General features: G+C 69.2%; 18 protein-coding genes, 2 tRNA genes and 1 other RNA gene. 4 read left to right on the top strand and 17 right to left on the bottom strand.

Annotated features, from left to right (window positions below):
• Positions 1-70 precede the first annotated feature (70 nt).
• Positions 71-556 (top strand): Slp family lipoprotein, encoded by a 486-nt coding sequence (locus LYSCAS_RS01240; RefSeq protein WP_213435241.1) that lies wholly within the window; start codon positions 71-73, stop codon positions 554-556.
• On the opposite strand, the gene LYSCAS_RS01245 is transcribed toward LYSCAS_RS01240, so the two are convergent.
• The 12 genes from LYSCAS_RS01245 to LYSCAS_RS01300 all read right to left on the bottom strand — a co-directional run bounded on the left by LYSCAS_RS01245 (position 547) and on the right by LYSCAS_RS01300 (position 7,724).
• Positions 547-909 carry a histidine triad nucleotide-binding protein gene (locus LYSCAS_RS01245; RefSeq protein WP_213435242.1) on the bottom strand — a complete coding sequence of 121 codons (363 nt, stop codon included), beginning with the start codon at positions 907-909 and terminating at the stop codon, positions 547-549. The genes LYSCAS_RS01240 and LYSCAS_RS01245 overlap by 10 nt on opposite strands.
• A gap of 11 nt (positions 910-920) precedes the next feature.
• Positions 921-1,511, bottom strand: coding sequence for a recombination mediator RecR (recR, locus tag LYSCAS_RS01250; protein ID WP_213435243.1), 591 nt, complete (start codon positions 1,509-1,511; stop codon positions 921-923).
• A gap of 10 nt (positions 1,512-1,521) precedes the next feature.
• Positions 1,522-1,842 carry a YbaB/EbfC family nucleoid-associated protein gene (locus LYSCAS_RS01255; RefSeq protein WP_213435244.1) on the bottom strand — a complete coding sequence of 107 codons (321 nt, stop codon included), beginning with the start codon at positions 1,840-1,842 and terminating at the stop codon, positions 1,522-1,524.
• A 33-nt stretch (positions 1,843-1,875) separates the two neighbouring features.
• On the bottom strand, positions 1,876-3,636 hold the full coding sequence (dnaX, locus tag LYSCAS_RS01260) for a DNA polymerase III subunit gamma/tau (RefSeq protein ID WP_213435245.1): 1,761 nt from the start codon (positions 3,634-3,636) through the stop codon (positions 1,876-1,878).
• Between the two features lie 65 nt (positions 3,637-3,701).
• Positions 3,702-3,798, bottom strand: an RNA gene (gene ffs / locus LYSCAS_RS01265) — signal recognition particle sRNA small type.
• 37 nt (positions 3,799-3,835) lie between these two features.
• A tRNA-Ser gene (locus tag LYSCAS_RS01270) sits at positions 3,836-3,928 on the bottom strand.
• A gap of 93 nt (positions 3,929-4,021) precedes the next feature.
• Positions 4,022-4,438, bottom strand: a complete 417-nt coding sequence (locus tag LYSCAS_RS01275) for a molybdenum cofactor biosynthesis protein MoaE (RefSeq protein WP_213435246.1) — start codon at positions 4,436-4,438, stop codon at positions 4,022-4,024.
• 1 nt (position 4,439) lies between these two features.
• Positions 4,440-4,685, bottom strand: coding sequence for a MoaD/ThiS family protein (locus LYSCAS_RS01280; RefSeq protein ID WP_213435247.1), 246 nt, complete (start codon positions 4,683-4,685; stop codon positions 4,440-4,442).
• Positions 4,682-5,170, bottom strand: coding sequence for a cyclic pyranopterin monophosphate synthase MoaC (gene moaC / locus LYSCAS_RS01285; RefSeq protein WP_213435248.1), 489 nt, complete (start codon positions 5,168-5,170; stop codon positions 4,682-4,684). The genes LYSCAS_RS01280 and moaC overlap by 4 nt, the downstream gene beginning before the upstream one ends.
• A 1-nt stretch (position 5,171) precedes the next feature.
• The gene (gene moaA / locus LYSCAS_RS01290) at positions 5,172-6,185 is read right to left on the bottom strand and encodes a GTP 3',8-cyclase MoaA (RefSeq protein ID WP_213437478.1); all 1,014 of its coding nucleotides are present in this window, start codon (positions 6,183-6,185) and stop codon (positions 5,172-5,174) included.
• 14 nt (positions 6,186-6,199) lie between these two features.
• The gene (locus LYSCAS_RS01295; RefSeq protein WP_341868564.1) at positions 6,200-6,973 is read right to left on the bottom strand and encodes an MBL fold metallo-hydrolase; all 774 of its coding nucleotides are present in this window, start codon (positions 6,971-6,973) and stop codon (positions 6,200-6,202) included.
• Position 6,974: 1 nt separating this feature from the next.
• Positions 6,975-7,724, bottom strand: a complete 750-nt coding sequence (locus LYSCAS_RS01300) for a 3-deoxy-D-manno-octulosonic acid kinase (protein ID WP_213435250.1) — start codon at positions 7,722-7,724, stop codon at positions 6,975-6,977.
• A 24-nt stretch (positions 7,725-7,748) separates the two neighbouring features.
• Here LYSCAS_RS01300 and LYSCAS_RS01305 point away from each other — a divergent pair, with 24 nt between their 5' ends.
• Positions 7,749-8,813, top strand: a complete 1,065-nt coding sequence (locus tag LYSCAS_RS01305) for a glycosyltransferase family 9 protein (protein WP_213435251.1) — start codon at positions 7,749-7,751, stop codon at positions 8,811-8,813.
• 19 nt (positions 8,814-8,832) lie between these two features.
• Here LYSCAS_RS01305 and LYSCAS_RS01310 read toward each other — a convergent pair whose 3' ends face one another.
• The gene (locus LYSCAS_RS01310) at positions 8,833-11,412 is read right to left on the bottom strand and encodes an FG-GAP-like repeat-containing protein (RefSeq protein ID WP_213435252.1); all 2,580 of its coding nucleotides are present in this window, start codon (positions 11,410-11,412) and stop codon (positions 8,833-8,835) included.
• 97 nt (positions 11,413-11,509) lie between these two features.
• Positions 11,510-11,600, bottom strand: a tRNA-Ser gene (locus LYSCAS_RS01315).
• Positions 11,601-11,701: 101 nt separating this feature from the next.
• Between LYSCAS_RS01315 and LYSCAS_RS01320 the strand changes: the two genes are divergently transcribed.
• Together LYSCAS_RS01320 and LYSCAS_RS01325 are read left to right on the top strand one after the other, a co-directional pair.
• Positions 11,702-12,109, top strand: a complete 408-nt coding sequence (locus LYSCAS_RS01320) for a DUF6165 family protein (RefSeq protein WP_213435253.1) — start codon at positions 11,702-11,704, stop codon at positions 12,107-12,109.
• Positions 12,110-12,195: 86 nt separating this feature from the next.
• Positions 12,196-12,900 carry a PP2C family protein-serine/threonine phosphatase gene (locus LYSCAS_RS01325; protein WP_213437481.1) on the top strand — a complete coding sequence of 235 codons (705 nt, stop codon included), beginning with the start codon at positions 12,196-12,198 and terminating at the stop codon, positions 12,898-12,900.
• A 15-nt stretch (positions 12,901-12,915) separates the two neighbouring features.
• Here LYSCAS_RS01325 and dnaQ read toward each other — a convergent pair whose 3' ends face one another.
• The 3 genes from dnaQ to LYSCAS_RS01340 are packed head-to-tail and all read right to left on the bottom strand — an operon-like array spanning position 12,916 to position 14,764.
• The gene (gene dnaQ / locus LYSCAS_RS01330; protein ID WP_213435254.1) at positions 12,916-13,650 is read right to left on the bottom strand and encodes a DNA polymerase III subunit epsilon; all 735 of its coding nucleotides are present in this window, start codon (positions 13,648-13,650) and stop codon (positions 12,916-12,918) included.
• Complete coding sequence (gene rnhA / locus LYSCAS_RS01335; RefSeq protein ID WP_213435255.1) at positions 13,647-14,117, bottom strand: ribonuclease HI; 471 nt, start codon at positions 14,115-14,117, stop codon at positions 13,647-13,649. The genes dnaQ and rnhA overlap by 4 nt, the downstream gene beginning before the upstream one ends.
• Positions 14,114-14,764, bottom strand: a complete 651-nt coding sequence (locus LYSCAS_RS01340) for a hypothetical protein (protein WP_213435256.1) — start codon at positions 14,762-14,764, stop codon at positions 14,114-14,116. Before LYSCAS_RS01340 ends, rnhA begins: the two co-directional genes overlap by 4 nt.
• Between the last annotated feature and the right edge of the window lie 74 nt (positions 14,765-14,838).

Below are 14,838 nucleotides of genomic sequence, written 5' to 3' on the forward strand. Positions count from 1 at the left end.
ATCGTGTGCAATCGCAAGCGACCGTGAACCGCCAGCCCGTCCAACCGCATTCCTTTCCTGGAGACGCGTCATGAGATTCCGCACCCTCATCCCGGGCTTGGCCGCCGCCTTGCTGGTGGCCTGCGCCACCCAGCCGCAGCCCCTGCAGGGCGAATTCACCGACGTCAGCCCGCGCCAGGCCGCCGAGCAGGACAACACCGGCGTGGTCGTGCGCTGGGGCGGCCGCATCGTGAAGACCGAGCCGCACGAGAACCGCACGTGCTTCGAAATGATCTCCACCCGGCTCGACGTCTACGGCCGTCCCTACTGGGCCACCGACGACGTGGGCGGCCGCTTCATCGCGTGCCGCACGGGCTTCTACGATCCGGCGGTGTTCGAAGTGAACCGCGAAGTCACCTTCACCGGCCGCGTCGAGGGCTACGACCAGCGCAAGATCGGCGGCTACGACTATCGCTTCCCGCGCCTGGCCGCCGAGGTCGTGTACCTGTGGCCGGTGCGCGAGCGCGTGGACGTGCTTACCTACCCCGCGCCGTGGCCGTGGTGGGGCTATTGGTGAGTTGAGGGCGTTCCGAACCGCCCCAGGGGCGCACCTGCCAGCAAGTGCAGGTGCAGCTGGAACACGGTCTGCCCGCCGTGGCCGTTGCAGTTGATCACCACGCGGTAGCCGTCGTCGGCGAAGCCTTCCTTGCGCGCGTACGCCGCGGCCGCCAATGCGAGGCGGCCGACGAGTTCGGCCTGGTCGGCGGTCGCCGCATCCAGCGTCGGCACCGTGGCCTTCGGCACGAACAGCACGTGCACCGGCGCCTGCGGCGCGATGTCGCGGAACGCGAACACGTGGTCGTCTTCGTAGACGATGTCCGCGGGGATCTCGCGGCGCGCGATGCGGTGGAAGATCGTGTCGTCGCTCATGGCACCTCCGTTCAGGGCATCTCGCCGCGCGAACCGAACGCATGCGACAGCGTGCCGCGGTCCACGTATTCCAGTTCCCCACCCAGCGGAACGCCATGCGCGAGGCGACTCGGCCGCACGCGGTGCGCGCGCGCGAGCTGCGCGAGGTAATGCGCGGTCGCTTCGCCTTCGACGGTGGGGTTGGTGGCGATGATCAGTTCCTGCACCAGGCCTTCGCCGAGGCGCCGGTCGAGCAGGTCGAGGCCGAGTTCGCGCGGGCCGATGCCGTCGAGCGGGCTCAGCCGGCCCTGCAGCACGAAGTACAGGCCGCGATAGCCGGTGGCCTGCTCGATCGCGAGGCGATCGGCGGGCGATTCCACGGCGCACAGCAGTTGCTGGTCGCGCGAGGCGCTGGCGCAGATCGTGCAGACATCGGTTTCGCTGAAGTCGCGGCAGCGTTCGCAATGGCGGATGGTTTCGACCGCATGCGCGAGCACGTCGGCCAGGCGCTGGCCGCCGGCGCGTTCGCGTTCGAGCACGTGGTAGGCCATGCGCTGCGCGGACTTGGGGCCGACGCCGGGCAGCACGCGGAACGCTTCGATGAGGTCGTCGAGCAGGCTCACGCGATCGCCGTCAGAACGGCATCTTCATGCCCGGCGGCAACTGCATGCCCGCGGTGGCGACGCTCATGCGCGCCTGCGATTCGGCGTTGACCTTGTTGACGGCGTCGTTGAAGGCCGCGACGACAAGGTCTTCGGCCATCTCCGGATCGGTGAGCACGCTCGGATCGATGCGCACCTTGCGGCACTCCATCCGGCCGGTGATCGTGACGTTGACCATGCCGCCGCCGGCGCTGCCGGTGACTTCGATCTTCGCGACTTCTTCCTGGGCGCGCTGCACGTTTTCCTGCATCTTCTGCGCCTGTTGCATCAATTGGGCGATGTTTCCACGCATGGCTCGGGTCTCTCGTTGGGGGACGCGACGACGTCAGGCGTCGTCGAAGGGACGGATGGAATCGGGCACGAGCGTCGCGCCGCGACCGGTCATCAGGCGCTGCACGCCGGGATCGGCGAGGAACGCGGTTTCCGCCGCGACCTGGCGCGCATCGCGTTCGCGCGCGCTGCGCTGGTGCAGGGTTTCGCCCGCGGCAGGCGCGGCTTCGAACTTGATGTCGGGCGTGCGGCCGAGCAAGGCGCCCAATGCATCGGCGAAACGTTTCACCAGGCCCGGGGCCTTCAGGTGATCGTCGGCGGCGGGCAGCGACAGGCGCAGCACGCCATCGTCGTAGGACACGAAGCCGGCATGCGCGGCGAGTTCGCGCGCAGGGCCACCGAGGGGGCAGCGGGCGACGTAGTCTGGCCAGGTGTCGGCGTCGAGGTTTGCGTCGGTGGCGGCGGATGCAGCGGGACCGGGGACCGGGGACCGGGGACCAGGAACAGCGGCGGGTGCCGGCGCGGAAACAGGTGACGCTGCGACTGGTGTCGATGCAACGGGAGACGGTGCAACAGGAACGGGGGCAACGGGCGGCGCCGACACCTGCGGCATCACGATCGCAGCCGCACTTTCCTTGCGCGCCGTCGGCGCAGCCGCCAACGCCGCACGCGCGGCAGCCGGTCCCTTCACGCTTTCACCCTTCCCCGGTCCCTGGTCCCCGGTCCCCGGTCCCTGCTCTCCGGGCCGGAACGCCAGCATCCGCAACACGCACATTTCGAAGCCTGCGCGCGGGCTCGGCGCCAGCGGCAAATCGCGACGTCCGTTGAGCGCCATCTGGTACCAGAGCTGCACGAGTTCGGGACGCAGCCGTTCGGCGAGCACGTCGACCGCGATGCCGTCGTCTTCCACGTTCGCGCCCGGCACGAGCTGGCGCACCTGCACGCGATGCAAGGCATCGGCGAGGGCGTCGAGCACGCCGTTCCAGTCGGGCGAGAAATCCGCGAGCGCGGCCACCGTATCGAGCAGGCGCGCGCCGTCGCCCGCGGCGAGCGCATCGAGCATGCCCGCGACCTGCGTGCGATCGACCGTGCCGAGCATCGTCGCCACGCCCGCATCGTTGAGCTGGCCGCCGGTGTAGGCGATCGCCTGGTCGAGCAGCGACAGGCCATCGCGCAGGCTGCCGTCGGCGGCGCGCGCGAGCAGGCGCACGGCGCCCGGCTCCACCGCGATGCCTTCGGCGTCGAGGATCTTGCTGATCTGGCCGGAGATCTGCGCTTCGTCGAGGCGCTTGAGGTTGAACTGCAGGCAGCGCGACAGCACGGTGACCGGCAGCTTCTGCGGGTCGGTGGTGGCGAGCAGGAACTTCACGTGGCCCGGCGGTTCCTCCAGCGTCTTGAGCAGCGCGTTGAACGCCGACTTCGAGAGCATGTGGACTTCGTCGATCAGGTAGACCTTCACGCGGCCGCGGCTGGGCATGTACTGCGCGTTGTCGATGACCTCGCGCACGTCGTCCACGCCGGTGTTGCTGGCGGCGTCGATTTCCAGCAGGTCGATGAAGCGGCCGGCGTCGATGTCGCGGCACGAATTGCATTCGCCGCAGGGTTCGGCCGACGTGCCGCGTTCGCAGTTCAGCGACTTGGCGAAGATGCGCGCGATCGTGGTCTTGCCCACCCCGCGCGTGCCGGTGAACAGGAACGCATGGTGGACGCGCCCGCTTTCCAGCGCATTGGTGAGCGCACGGACGACGTGCTCCTGGCCGACCAGTTCAGCGAACTTCTTCGGTCGCCATTTCCGCGCAAGGACGAGATAGGACATAGGGGCGCATGATGCCATGCGCGGTCCGCCTTTCGCGTTGCAGGTTGCCTGCAACCCGAGTGGTAACCCCGCCGACTGGCCTCGGCGCCCGCGTTGATCAATACCGTTGCTGCCTTCCGGCCCTGGCGGGATTTTCGACCTAGCGTCGCGAGGGGCCGACGGGGCCACCATGGACAGGAACACTTGCTGTTTGAAGCGATGGCGGAGAGAGCGGGATTCGAACCCGCGAAGCGCTGTTTAGACGCTTACACACTTTCCAGGCGTGCTCCTTCAACCGCTCGGACACCTCTCCGCTGGAACCGAAGGACGCGCATCAGGCCGGCGTTCGGGCCGCGAATTCTAGCCCCGGGCGGCAGGCGGGACAAGGCGCCGCGCCCGCGCCCGCCTAACCGGGATGCAGCCAGTCGGCCGCGCCGTCCCGGTAACGCTCGTGTTTCCAGATGGGAACGCGCGCCTTCACCTCGTCGATGATGAACCGGCAGGCGGCGAAGGCGGCATCGCGGTGCGCGGCGGTGGCGCCCACCCACACGGCCAGTTCGCCCAGGGCCAGGTCGCCGGTGCGGTGCACGCAGCGGGCATCCAGCAGCGGGAAGCGGGCCATCGCTTCGGTGAGGATCGCTTCGCCCTCGCGCTCGGCCAGCGCGGCGTAGGCTTCGTAGCGCAGGCCGTCGACCGCGCGGCCGTCGTTGTGGTCGCGCACCCAGCCTTCGAAGCTGGCGTAGGCGCCGACGCGCGCGTCCAGCAGTTCCGCGCGCAGGGACGCGACGTCGAACGGGGTGTCGCTGAGGGCGAAGCGCGCCATCTCAGCCTCCCGACACCGGCGGGATGAACGCGATCTCGCTGCCCGCGCGCGGCTTGTCTTCCCAGCGCGCGAACGCGCCATCGACCGCGACGCGCAGTTTTTCCACCGGCAGCGCGAAGCCGTGGCGTGCGCGCAGTTCGATGTAGAGCACGCGCAGGTCGGGCGCGGCGGTGTCGAAGGTTTCGCTCGCGATGCCGGCCACGTCGCGCAGGGACGCGAAGTACAGCACCTTCACGCGCGCAGTCATGGTGCGTCTCCGACGTCGCGCCTGCCGCCGCGCTTGCCCGTCAGTTTCGCCGGGCCCAGCACGATGCGGTGCGACAGCGCCTTGCACATGTCGTAGACGGTGAGCGCGGCGATGGTGGCGCCGGTCAGCGCTTCCATTTCCACGCCGGTGCGATGCGTGGTGCGCACGGTGCAGGTGATGTTGAGTTCGCGTTCGCCCTGCCAGTCGATGGCGAACCGGCAGCCATCGATCGGCAGCGGATGGCAGAACGGGATGAGTTCGTGCGTGCGCTTGACCGCCATCGTGCCGGCGATGATCGCGGTGTCGACGATCGCGCCCTTCGCGCTGCGCAAGCCGCTGGCGCGCAACTGCGACGCAACCTCGGCGGGAAAGCGCACGCGGCATTCCGCGCTCGCGGCGCGCGCGGTCACGGCTTTGGCGGAGACATCGACCATCGCCGGGCGGCCGGCGGGATCGAGGTGCGTGAGCGTCTTCTGCTTCGCCATCTCAGCCACCCACCAGGTACATCTCGACATGCCGGCGCGAGGCGCCCGCTTCGCCGCGGATTTCGCTGTAGCGATCGGCGCGGCGCGTCCACGTGGCGGCAACCTGCGCGACCACCGCGTCTTCGCCCTGTCGCGCCGCAGCGCGCAGGTTGCGGCCTTCGGAGGCGAACAGGCACGTGTAGAGCGTGCCGTCGGCGGAAATGCGCGCGCGATGGCAATCGCCGCAGAACGGTGCGCTGACGGAACTGACGAAGCCGATCTCACCGCCGCCGTCGACGAAGGCGTAGCGCGACGCGACTTCGCCGCGATATTGCGGATCCAGCGCGCGCAACGGCCACTGCGCCGCGATGCGATCGCGCAGTTCCGCCGACGGCACCACGCCTTCGCGACGCCAGCCGTTGCACGTGCCGACGTCCATGTATTCGATGAAGCGCAGCACGTGGCCGCGGTCGCGCGCGAACTGCACGAGCGGCAGCACTTGCGGTTCGTTGACGCCGCGCTGCACGACGCAGTTGAGCTTGATGCGGTCGAAGCCGGCGTCGCGCGCGGCATCGAGGCCGGCGAGGACGTCGTCGATGCGCCCGCGCCCGCCCGAGAGTTGCGAAAACAACGCCGGGTCCAGCGCGTCCAGGCTCACGGTGAGGCGATGCAACCCCGCCTCGCGCAAGGCCTGCGCGTGCTTCGCGAGCAGGCTGCCGTTGGTGGTGAGCGCCAGGTCTTCGATGCCATCGATCGCGGCCAGCCGCCGCACGAGGTCCGGCAGGCCCTTGCGCAGCAGCGGCTCGCCGCCGGTCAGGCGCAGCTTGCGCGTGCCCAGGCGCACGAAGCCGCGCACCAGCGTTTCGATTTCATCGAAGTCCAGGCGCGACGCCGCATCGAGGCCGTGGTCGTCCGGGATGCGATCGGCCGGCATGCAATACGGGCAACGGAAGTTGCACGCATCGATCACCGACAGGCGCAGGTCGCGCAACGGGCGACCGAGGCGGTCCAGCGGCGCGGCGTGCGGCGGCACGATGGGGTACGGCGTGCTCACGACATCGGGGCCCGTTCGGCCGTGGGTGCTGCCAGCGGTATGACGTCGCCGGCGCGCACGATGCGATGGCCGCGCAGTTCGAGGTGCACGCCGTCGGTTTCGCTCGCGTAGTGGTACAGGCGGCAACGCGCGAGCAACGCGGGCGGATATTCGCGTTCGAGATCCTCGATGCCGCTGTGCGACGGATTGCCGTGCAGCGCGCAATCGTGGAAGACCAGTTCGCCGGCATCGGCGTAGCGCGCGAGCTGTTCGGGGATCGGGCGCGTGTCGCCGGTCCACGCCATCGCGCCGCGCAGGCGCAGGCCGAAGCTCGTGTCGGGCCAGTGGTGGCGCGTGGGGAACACTTCCAGGCGCACGCCGTCGTGCCAGAAATGGTCGCCGACCGGGACAAGATGGAACGCGTCCCAGAAATTCGCGCCGCCTTCGGCCAGGGTGTTGGGATACGACGCGAGGCGCTGTTGCAGCAGCGGCACCAGCGGCGCGGGCACGAACAGTGGCATGCGGCCGCGCAGGGCGTCGTTCCAGTACAGCGCGCCGAACAGGCGTTCGAAGCCGCCGATGTGGTCCAGGTGCGCGTGCGTGACGAACAGTGCGCGCGGCGGCGCTTCGTAGTGCGCGAGGTACGTCGTCAGGCTGTCGTTGCCGCAATCGATCGTGAGCCACGGCGCGCCGTCGCGCTCGATCGTGGCCATGGCAGAACCAAGCGACGTCGCAAAGGCGTTGCCAACGCCCTGCAGGCGCAAGGTCCAGGGGGAAGCAGGTGCGGGCACGTCAGTACCCCTTGTCCCATTGGGCGTCGTAGGCTGCGCGCAGGCGTGCGAATTCGGCGTCGACCTGCGCGATCTCGCGCGCGCCGCGATCCTTGAGCAGCGACCGGCGCAGCCGCGCCAGGTTGCCTTCGCGCCAGCGCGTGGCGGGGATGCGCATGACGCTGCGGTCCAGGTCGATCATCCAGCCCTTCCCTGCGTCGTCGAACAACAGATTGTGCGCGTTGAGGTCGGCATGGTCGAGGCCGGCGCGGTGGAAGCGCGCGATGAGGCGGCCGGCCGATTCCCAGGGGGCGTCTTCCCCGGGCATGTTGGCGCGGTGGGCCAGCGAGTGCACGTGGTCGATGCGTTCGAGCAGGATCGCCGCCCGGTAGCGGTGGCCCTTGCGCACGTAAGAGGCGGCGATGGGGCGCGGAACCGGCAGCTTGCGTTCGAGCAGGGCGCGCAGCAGGCGGAATTCGGCGAAGCTGCGCACGCGGTGCGTGCCGCGCCACAGGTGGCGGTCGCGGCTCACCCGCGCGGCCAGCCCGCCGCGCAGGTAATGGCGCAGCACCGCGCCCCCGAAGGGTCCGTCGACGAACCAGGCGGCGCCACGGCCGCCGGAACTGACCGCGCGCGCCTGGTCGCCCCAGTGCCCGGGGTCGAACCAATCCGGTTCGACTTGCCGCAGTTGCGTGCGGTCGAACAGAATCGCCCCGTATCCCATTCCTTCGCGGAACGGCGTCAGGTTTTCGTTGGCGTCGAACGCGACCATGTCCGGCCGAGTCTAGCAAGCAACGTGCCCACGCCACCCACCCCGCCACGATCGCTCTGCCTGCTGCGCCTGTCGGCGCTCGGCGACGTGACGCACGTGGTCCCGCTGGTGCGCACCCTGCAGCGGGCCTGGCCCGACGCGGCGCTGACCTGGGTGATCGGCGGCGGCGAATACAAGCTGCTCGAAGGGCTGCCGGGGGTGGAGTTCATCGTCTATGACAAGCGCAGCGGCCTGCCCGGCATGCTGAAGCTGCGGCGCGCGCTGCGTGGCCGCACCTTCGATGCGTTGCTGCAGATGCAGGTGGCGTTGCGCGCGAACGTGCTGTCGGCCTTCGTGCCGGCCACGCGGCGCATCGGCTACGACGAATCGCGATCGAAGGACCTGCACGGCTACTTCGTCAACGAACGCATCCCCGACCGCCCCGGCATCCACGTGCTCGATGCGATGGGCAGCTTCTGCGAACCGCTGGGGATCGTGCAGGACGAAGTGGCCTGGCACCTGCCCGTGCCGCACGCGGCGCACGACTGGGCGCGCGCGCAATGGCCCGACGACGGCACGCCGACGCTGGTGATCTCGCCGTGTTCGAGCCACGTGTTGCGCAACTGGCGCGCCGATCGCCATGCCGCGCTCGCCGACCATGCAGTCTCGCGTGGCTGGCGCGTGGTGTTGTGCGGCGGGCGCAGTGCACTGGAACGCGCGACCGCCGATGAAATCCTGGCGACGATGCGTTCGCCCGCGCTGGACCTGGTGGGCAGGGACACGCTGAAGCAATTGCCCGCGTTGCTCGCGCGCGCCGACCTGGTGGTGACGCCCGATTCCGGCCCGATGCACATCGCCAACGCGATGGGCACGAAGGTGCTCGGCCTGCATGCGGCGAGCAACCCGAAGCGCAGTGGTCCGTATTCGGACAAGCGCTATTGCGTGGATCGCTACGACGACGCGGCGCAGCGCTTCCTCGGCAAGCCGGCCGAGGCGTTGCGCTGGGGCACGAAGATCGAACACCCCGGGGTGATGGACCTGGTGACGGTGGACGACGCGATCGCGGCGTTCGAACGGCTGCTCGCCGACCGGCGCGCCGGGCGGGTGTGAGCCGCCCGGACGCGGCGTCTTACCGCTGCGTCGCCGTCCAACCCAGCGCGAGCGGCCACGGGACCGGCGAAGCGAGCATTGCGCGCACCGTCCCCATCGTGCTTTGCCATGCCATGCGCGCGACCTTCTGCGACGCGGCCCACACGGCATCGACCGTGGATGCCGGCGATGCATCGACGGTGGCGTCGTCCATCTGCCCCGGCAACAACGGCGCGGACTTGCGGCGCACCTGCGGCGGTCGCTTGGGTTTCGCCCCTTCGACGACATGGCGACAGGTGCCGTACAGCACTTCGAAGTTGAACACGCTGTCGGCCAGCGCAACGTCGCGGCAGCCATCGCTGTTGATGTCGCCGGTGTCCATGGCGTAGTCCGACGGCATGTTGCGCGAACCGATCCAGTACTTGACCTCTTCGTCGAGGAAACGCGAACCGTCGGCCCGGAAGGCTTGCTGCATCAGTCCGATCGATTCCCACCCGTCGTGGAGCACGACGATGTCGTCCATGCCGTCGTTGTTGAAATCCCCGACCTCCATGTTCGTCGGGGAGTCGAAGGCACGACGCGACCCGTCGTACACGATCGCGCCGCCAGGCAGTTCACGGAAATGCGCGTACTCCGCGCCGAACTCACCGCCGGACAGGCCATTGCTGTTCGCGTCGCGGGCGACGTAGAAATCCAGGAGCCCGTCGCCGTCGAAGTCCCCGATGGCGAGGTCATCCCGGAAATACGGCCGCCCCGTGCGGACTTCGAAGGGAGGACGCAACCCGCCCGTGCCGTCGTTGAGGAAGATGCGCAGGCCGCTGTCGTATTGGGCAATGCCGTTGGCTTGGCCCACGTCCTGGAACATCGAGACGATGTCGGGCCAGCCGTCATGGTTGACGTCGCGCACGCGCGGCCTGCCACTCGCCTGATAGGGAAATTCGCCCTTGCTCGAGTAGCCGCCCTTTCCGTCGCCATGGAACACGGCGATCGCCCAGCGATAGAACGGCGAGCTGCCGCCTTCCGGATCGCCGTACAGGAAAGCGACCACGTCCATGTGCCCGTCGCGATCCATGTCCGCGGCCGCGACGCCGTTCGGGACGGTGGCATTGGGGAACCCGGTCCAGGTCGTCGATTGCGACGCGATGCCCGCGATGGTGCCGCGGTACACCGCGATCCCGTAGTTGGTCACCACCAGCAGGTCGGCGTTGCCGTCGTGGTCCAGGTCGGTGGCGATCGGGCCATCCGAAAAGGTCCGCGGCTCCGGCAGCGCCACCGACTGCCGGTACACCAGCCGACCGTCCGCGCCCTGCTGGAACCACAGCAGCTTGTTGTCGTTCGGCTGGGTGGGTTCGATGCCCGGCGTCGCCCAGGACTCCGTCCGCAAGACCACGTCCAGCCGGCGGTCGCCGTCGATGTCCGCGATCGCCGCCGATGCAACCCACGTGCCGAGATCCATGCGCCAGTACGTCGCAAAGGCGTCGACGCCCGCCGGCTTGTGCGGCGCCGCGTAGCCGGGCGTGATCTTCCGGATGCGGTTGTTGCTCTGGTCGAGCACGTAGACGTTGCCGGACGGATCGATCGCGATGTCCACCAGGTCATTGAACAGGGCCTGCGACGCCGGACCACCGTCGCCGCCGAACCCCCTGCTGGCGCCGAAGGGTTCGAAGGTGGAATCGTTGAACACGCCGGCCAACGTCGCCTGCGCGCCGTCGGCACCGATGATGCGCACGAAGTTGGCGTAATTGGCGACGAGGAGGTTGTTGGCGGCGTCGACCGCGATGGCGCTCGGAAGCAACTGGTCCGACTGCCAGGCAATCGGATCGTTGCGGAAAACGTAGCCATCGCGTGCGTCGCGCGGCGCGACCGCGCGGATGATGCCGTCGTCCTTGCCGATGCGACGGATCTGCGCCTTGTCGTCGATGACCAGCAGGTTGCCGTAGCGGTCGAAGGCGATGTCGTCGGGCGTGACCGTCGCGGCGATCGCCGGGCCGCCGTTGCCGATCGGCGGATAGGCGAAGGCGCCCGTGCCGGCGATGGTGCTGATGTTGCCGTTGAGGTCGACCTTGCGGATCCGGTAGTTGCCGTCGGCCAGGTACATCGCGCCCTGGCGGTCGAATGCGATCGAGACGACCTTGCCGATCTTCGCGACAGTGGCCTTGCCGCCGTCGCCGCTGAACCCGCCCACGCCCGTGCCTGCGACCGTCGTGATGATGCCGGCGGGCGTGACCTTGCGGACGCGGCTGTAGCTGGAGAGATAGAGGTTGCCCGCCGCGTCGAACGCCAGCGCATTCGCGGACACCGCGACGCTGGTGGCGGCCACGTTTTCCTTCGTGGCCCCGGTGTTGTCCGGCTGCCCGTTGCCGGCCACGGTGGTGATGATGCCGGTGACCGCATCGATCCTGCGCACGCGCGCGGCGAAGCCGGAATCGGCGACATACACGTTGCCGGCGGCATCGACCGCGAGCGCAACGGGTCCGGTGAGCACGGCCTGCGTTGCAGGACCGCCGTCGCCGATCGCAGGGCCCGTGCCGCCGCCCGCGAACGTGGTGATGATCGGTTCGGCCGCGTGCGCGCAGCCCATCGAAGCGATCGCCAGGATCGCCGCCGCCAGAAATCGCATCAAAATCCCCTGAACCGGACCGCTCGCCGGCGCGCGCGCATCATAAGGCACCGAAAACACGAAGGCCCGCGCATCGGCGGGCCTTCGTGCATGCAACTGGCGGAGAGGGAGGGATTCGAACCCTCGGTGCGCTATAAACGCACGCCTGATTTCGAGTCAGGTACATTCAACCGCTCTGCCACCTCTCCGGGTGTGTTCGTTCGAACAGCGGGGCCGCGAATGATACGGGGGCACGCGCGGCGGGACAAGGCGCGGCTACACTGTCGGCCCCCTCCCACACGGTCGCGCCATGTCCGAACTCCTGGTCCCGGTGTCCTACGGCGAGCTGCTCGACAAGATCGCCATCCTGCAGATCAAGTCCGAACGCATGCGCGATCCGGCCAAGCTGGCCAACGTGCGCAACGAGCTGTCGGCGCTGGAACAGACCTGGATGGTCCACCCCGCCGCCGGCGGCGACGTGGCCAAGCTCCGGGCCGACCTGAAGGCCGTCAACGAGCGGCTCTGGGACATCGAGGACGAGATCCGGGTCAAGGAAAGCCGGCAGGCCTTCGACGAGGAATTCATCCGGCTCGCACGCGCCGTCTATTTCGAGAACGACGAGCGCGCGCGCATCAAGAAGGACATCAACCTGGCGCTGGGCTCGGCCTACGTCGAGGAGAAGTCCTACGCCGACTACCGCACCGGGGCAGCCCCCTGACCGCCCCCGCTCACGGCCGGTTCGCAACGATCGTGCCGTTATCCCCCGGGAAGTCCACTCCGGTCCGGCGCTGACATCGCATGTCCATGATCGAATTCGGCCACCTCACGCACGTCGGTCTCCGCCGCGAGCTCAATGAGGACACGTATTACGGCGACAGCGAGCTCGGGCTCTGGCTGGTGGCCGACGGCATGGGCGGCCACGAATACGGCGAGGTCGCCAGCGCGCTGGCCCGCGAGACCATCGTCCGCGAAGTCCGCGACGGCACTCCGCTGGCGCAGGCCATCCGGATCGCCGACGAGGAAATCATCCGCGCCTCGCGCCGCCGCAACGATGCGCTGCCGATGGGCACTACCGTGGTGGCCGCGCGCGTCAACGGCAACCGCTTCGAAGTGGCGTGGGTCGGCGACAGCCGCGTGTACCTGTGGCGCGAAGGCCAGCTGGCCCAGTTGTCGCAGGACCACAGCTACGTGCAGGAACTGATCGCGCAGGGCGCCATCACCACCGAGCAGGCGCGCAGCCATCCGCATCGCAACGTGGTGACGCAGGCACTGGGCGTCACCGATCCCACCCAGCTCAACGTGGAAACCATGACCGGCGAACTGCGCCCGGGCATGCAGCTGCTGCTGTGCAGCGACGGCCTCACCGAGGAAGTCGACGACCGCAACATCGCCCACGTGCTCGGGCACGACGACTGCAGCGCGCAGGAATGCGTGGACACGCTGGTCGCCGCCGCGCTCGATGGCGGCGGTTCGGACAACGTCACCGTGGTCCTGGTCCGGCGCAACTGACGCCGGACCCTGGCCTCAGGCCGGCAGCGCTTCCGCCGGCGAGGCCTCTTCCAGCAAGGCATCCCACACCGTGCGGCCGGCCTTCTTGCGCAGCTGCGCCAGGCGCGCGTCGTGCGCGGCCAGGTCTTCGGCGGTCGCGGTGATGCGCGGACGCGGCCCGCCGGTGGCGGCGAACTCGGCGACCATCGCGGCGCGCGAGGCGTCTTCCACCGCGGCCAGCACGATCTCGCCCTGCCCCGACGTCAGCGCGAGGTAGGCCTCGGCCAGCAGCTGCGCATCGAGCAACGCGCCGTGCAACTGGCGGTGCGAGTTGTCCACGCCCAGCCGCCGGCACAACGCGTCGAGCGAATTGCGCTGGCCCGGGAAGCGCTGGCGCGCGAGTTCGAGCGAATCCTCGACGTTGCAGCGATCGCGCACGCGCCCCAGGTGCGCGCCGATGCGCGAGAGTTCGTAGTCGAGGAAGCCCAGGTCGAACGCCGCGTTGTGGATCACGAGTTCCGCGCCGTCGATGAAGGCGAGGAATTCCTCGACGACGTCCTCGAACGCCGGCTTGTCGGCGAGGAACTCGAGCGTGAGCCCGGTGACTTCCTGCGCGCCGGGTTCGAACATGCAATCGGGCTTGAGGTAACGCTGGAACGTGCGGCCCGTGGGGCGGCGTTCCACCAGTTCGACGCACCCGATTTCCACGACGCGGTTGCCCTTGTCCCAGGACAGGCCGGTGGTTTCGGTATCGAGGACGACTTGCCTCATTGCGGTGTCATCTCTTTGAACTTGATGGCCTGCTCGCGCGCCAGCTGGTCGACGCGTTCGTTGTAGGGATGGCCGCTGTGCCCCTTCACCCAGCGCCAGTCGATGCGATGGCGCGAAGCGGCCGCGTGCAGGCGTTCCCACAGGTCGCGATTCTTGACCGGATCGCCGCCCGCTGTCTTCCAGTTTCGACGCACCCAGTTCGGCATCCAGTCGCAGATGCCCTGGCGCACGTATTGGGAGTCGGTCGTCAGCACGACGTTGCACGGTTCGCTGAGGGTTTCCAGGCCGACGATCGCGGCCATCAACTCCATGCGGTTGTTGGTGGTGTGCGCCTCGCCGCCGGAGACTTCGCGTTCCTTGCCGCGGCAACGCAGCAGCGCGGCCCAGCCGCCGGGGCCGGGATTGCCGAGGCACGCGCCGTCGGTGTGGACTTCGACCAGCTTCGGGTCGGGGGTGGCGGCGGTCATGCGCCGGACGCGCCGGTGGCGCCGGTCTGCAGGCGCATGCTGGGGCGGTGGCGGATCGGGGTGAGTGGGTACAAGCGTTTCTCCGCGCGCAACAGATAGGCGGCACGCAAACCTGCGCCCTGCTGGAGGGTCGCGTTCGGAAGGATGTCCCAGCGCGGTCCCACGCCCTGCGACACCGCTTCGGGCACGAGGCCGGCGGTGCGCAGGCGACGGCGCCAGCGGACGGGTTCGGAAGCCACCGGGCCCTGCCGCATCCAGCGGAAGCGGTACGGGGCCAGGGGATTGAGCGCCAGCAGCCAGAGGCGGCCGCCGGGGACGAGGACGCGCGCGGCTTCTTCCAGCGCGGCGGCCGGCAGGACCGGGCCGTCCGCGACGTGCTGGAGGACGACGGTGCCGATGGATTCGGAGGCCAGCGGCAGCGGGAAGCCGCACCGCACCGGGCCGGCAAAGGCGCCGCGTTCCACGAACAGGGCCAGCTCGCGCTCGCCGCCGGCATCCAGGCCGCCGGTGGGCATCAGGCGCAGCCACGGCTGGCCGGCGCGCTCGCGGGCGGCCTGGCGGACGATTTCGCCTTCGCTGTCGAGGACGGCGCGCCCGGCAAGGGACGCGAACCAGTCGCCCGCCAGCGGGCCTTGCCCGGGCGCCATCGAGACTTGTTCAGGTTGACGTCGGAATCCGGGCAGCGGCATGGTCCCTATTCTGCTGGAAGCGCAACGGATTC

This window comes from Noviluteimonas caseinilytica (genome assembly GCF_018406605.1).
In the GTDB taxonomy this organism is placed as follows: domain Bacteria; phylum Pseudomonadota; class Gammaproteobacteria; order Xanthomonadales; family Xanthomonadaceae; genus Noviluteimonas; species Noviluteimonas caseinilytica.

What these genes read in the sequence shown, in the direction of transcription:
- LYSCAS_RS01240 (WP_213435241.1), top strand. Translation starts at nt 71, where the DNA reads ATGAGATTCCGCACCCTCATCCCGGGCTTGGCCGCCGCCTTGCTGGTG.
- LYSCAS_RS01255 (WP_213435244.1), bottom strand. Translation starts at nt 1,842, where the DNA reads ATGCGTGGAAACATCGCCCAATTGATGCAACAGGCGCAGAAGATGCAG.
- LYSCAS_RS01300 (WP_213435250.1), bottom strand. Translation starts at nt 7,724, where the DNA reads ATGGTCGCGTTCGACGCCAACGAAAACCTGACGCCGTTCCGCGAAGGA.
- LYSCAS_RS01275 (WP_213435246.1), bottom strand. Translation starts at nt 4,438, where the DNA reads ATGGCGCGCTTCGCCCTCAGCGACACCCCGTTCGACGTCGCGTCCCTG.
- LYSCAS_RS01280 (WP_213435247.1), bottom strand. Translation starts at nt 4,685, where the DNA reads ATGACTGCGCGCGTGAAGGTGCTGTACTTCGCGTCCCTGCGCGACGTG.
- LYSCAS_RS01310 (WP_213435252.1), bottom strand. Translation starts at nt 11,412, where the DNA reads ATGCGATTTCTGGCGGCGGCGATCCTGGCGATCGCTTCGATGGGCTGC.
- rnhA (WP_213435255.1), bottom strand. Translation starts at nt 14,117, where the DNA reads ATGACCGCCGCCACCCCCGACCCGAAGCTGGTCGAAGTCCACACCGAC.
- LYSCAS_RS01320 (WP_213435253.1), top strand. Translation starts at nt 11,702, where the DNA reads ATGTCCGAACTCCTGGTCCCGGTGTCCTACGGCGAGCTGCTCGACAAG.
- dnaQ (WP_213435254.1), bottom strand. Translation starts at nt 13,650, where the DNA reads ATGAGGCAAGTCGTCCTCGATACCGAAACCACCGGCCTGTCCTGGGAC.
- LYSCAS_RS01340 (WP_213435256.1), bottom strand. Translation starts at nt 14,764, where the DNA reads ATGGCGCCCGGGCAAGGCCCGCTGGCGGGCGACTGGTTCGCGTCCCTT.
- LYSCAS_RS01245 (WP_213435242.1), bottom strand. Translation starts at nt 909, where the DNA reads ATGAGCGACGACACGATCTTCCACCGCATCGCGCGCCGCGAGATCCCC.
- moaC (WP_213435248.1), bottom strand. Translation starts at nt 5,170, where the DNA reads ATGGCGAAGCAGAAGACGCTCACGCACCTCGATCCCGCCGGCCGCCCG.
- dnaX (WP_213435245.1), bottom strand. Translation starts at nt 3,636, where the DNA reads ATGTCCTATCTCGTCCTTGCGCGGAAATGGCGACCGAAGAAGTTCGCT.
- LYSCAS_RS01325 (WP_213437481.1), top strand. Translation starts at nt 12,196, where the DNA reads ATGATCGAATTCGGCCACCTCACGCACGTCGGTCTCCGCCGCGAGCTC.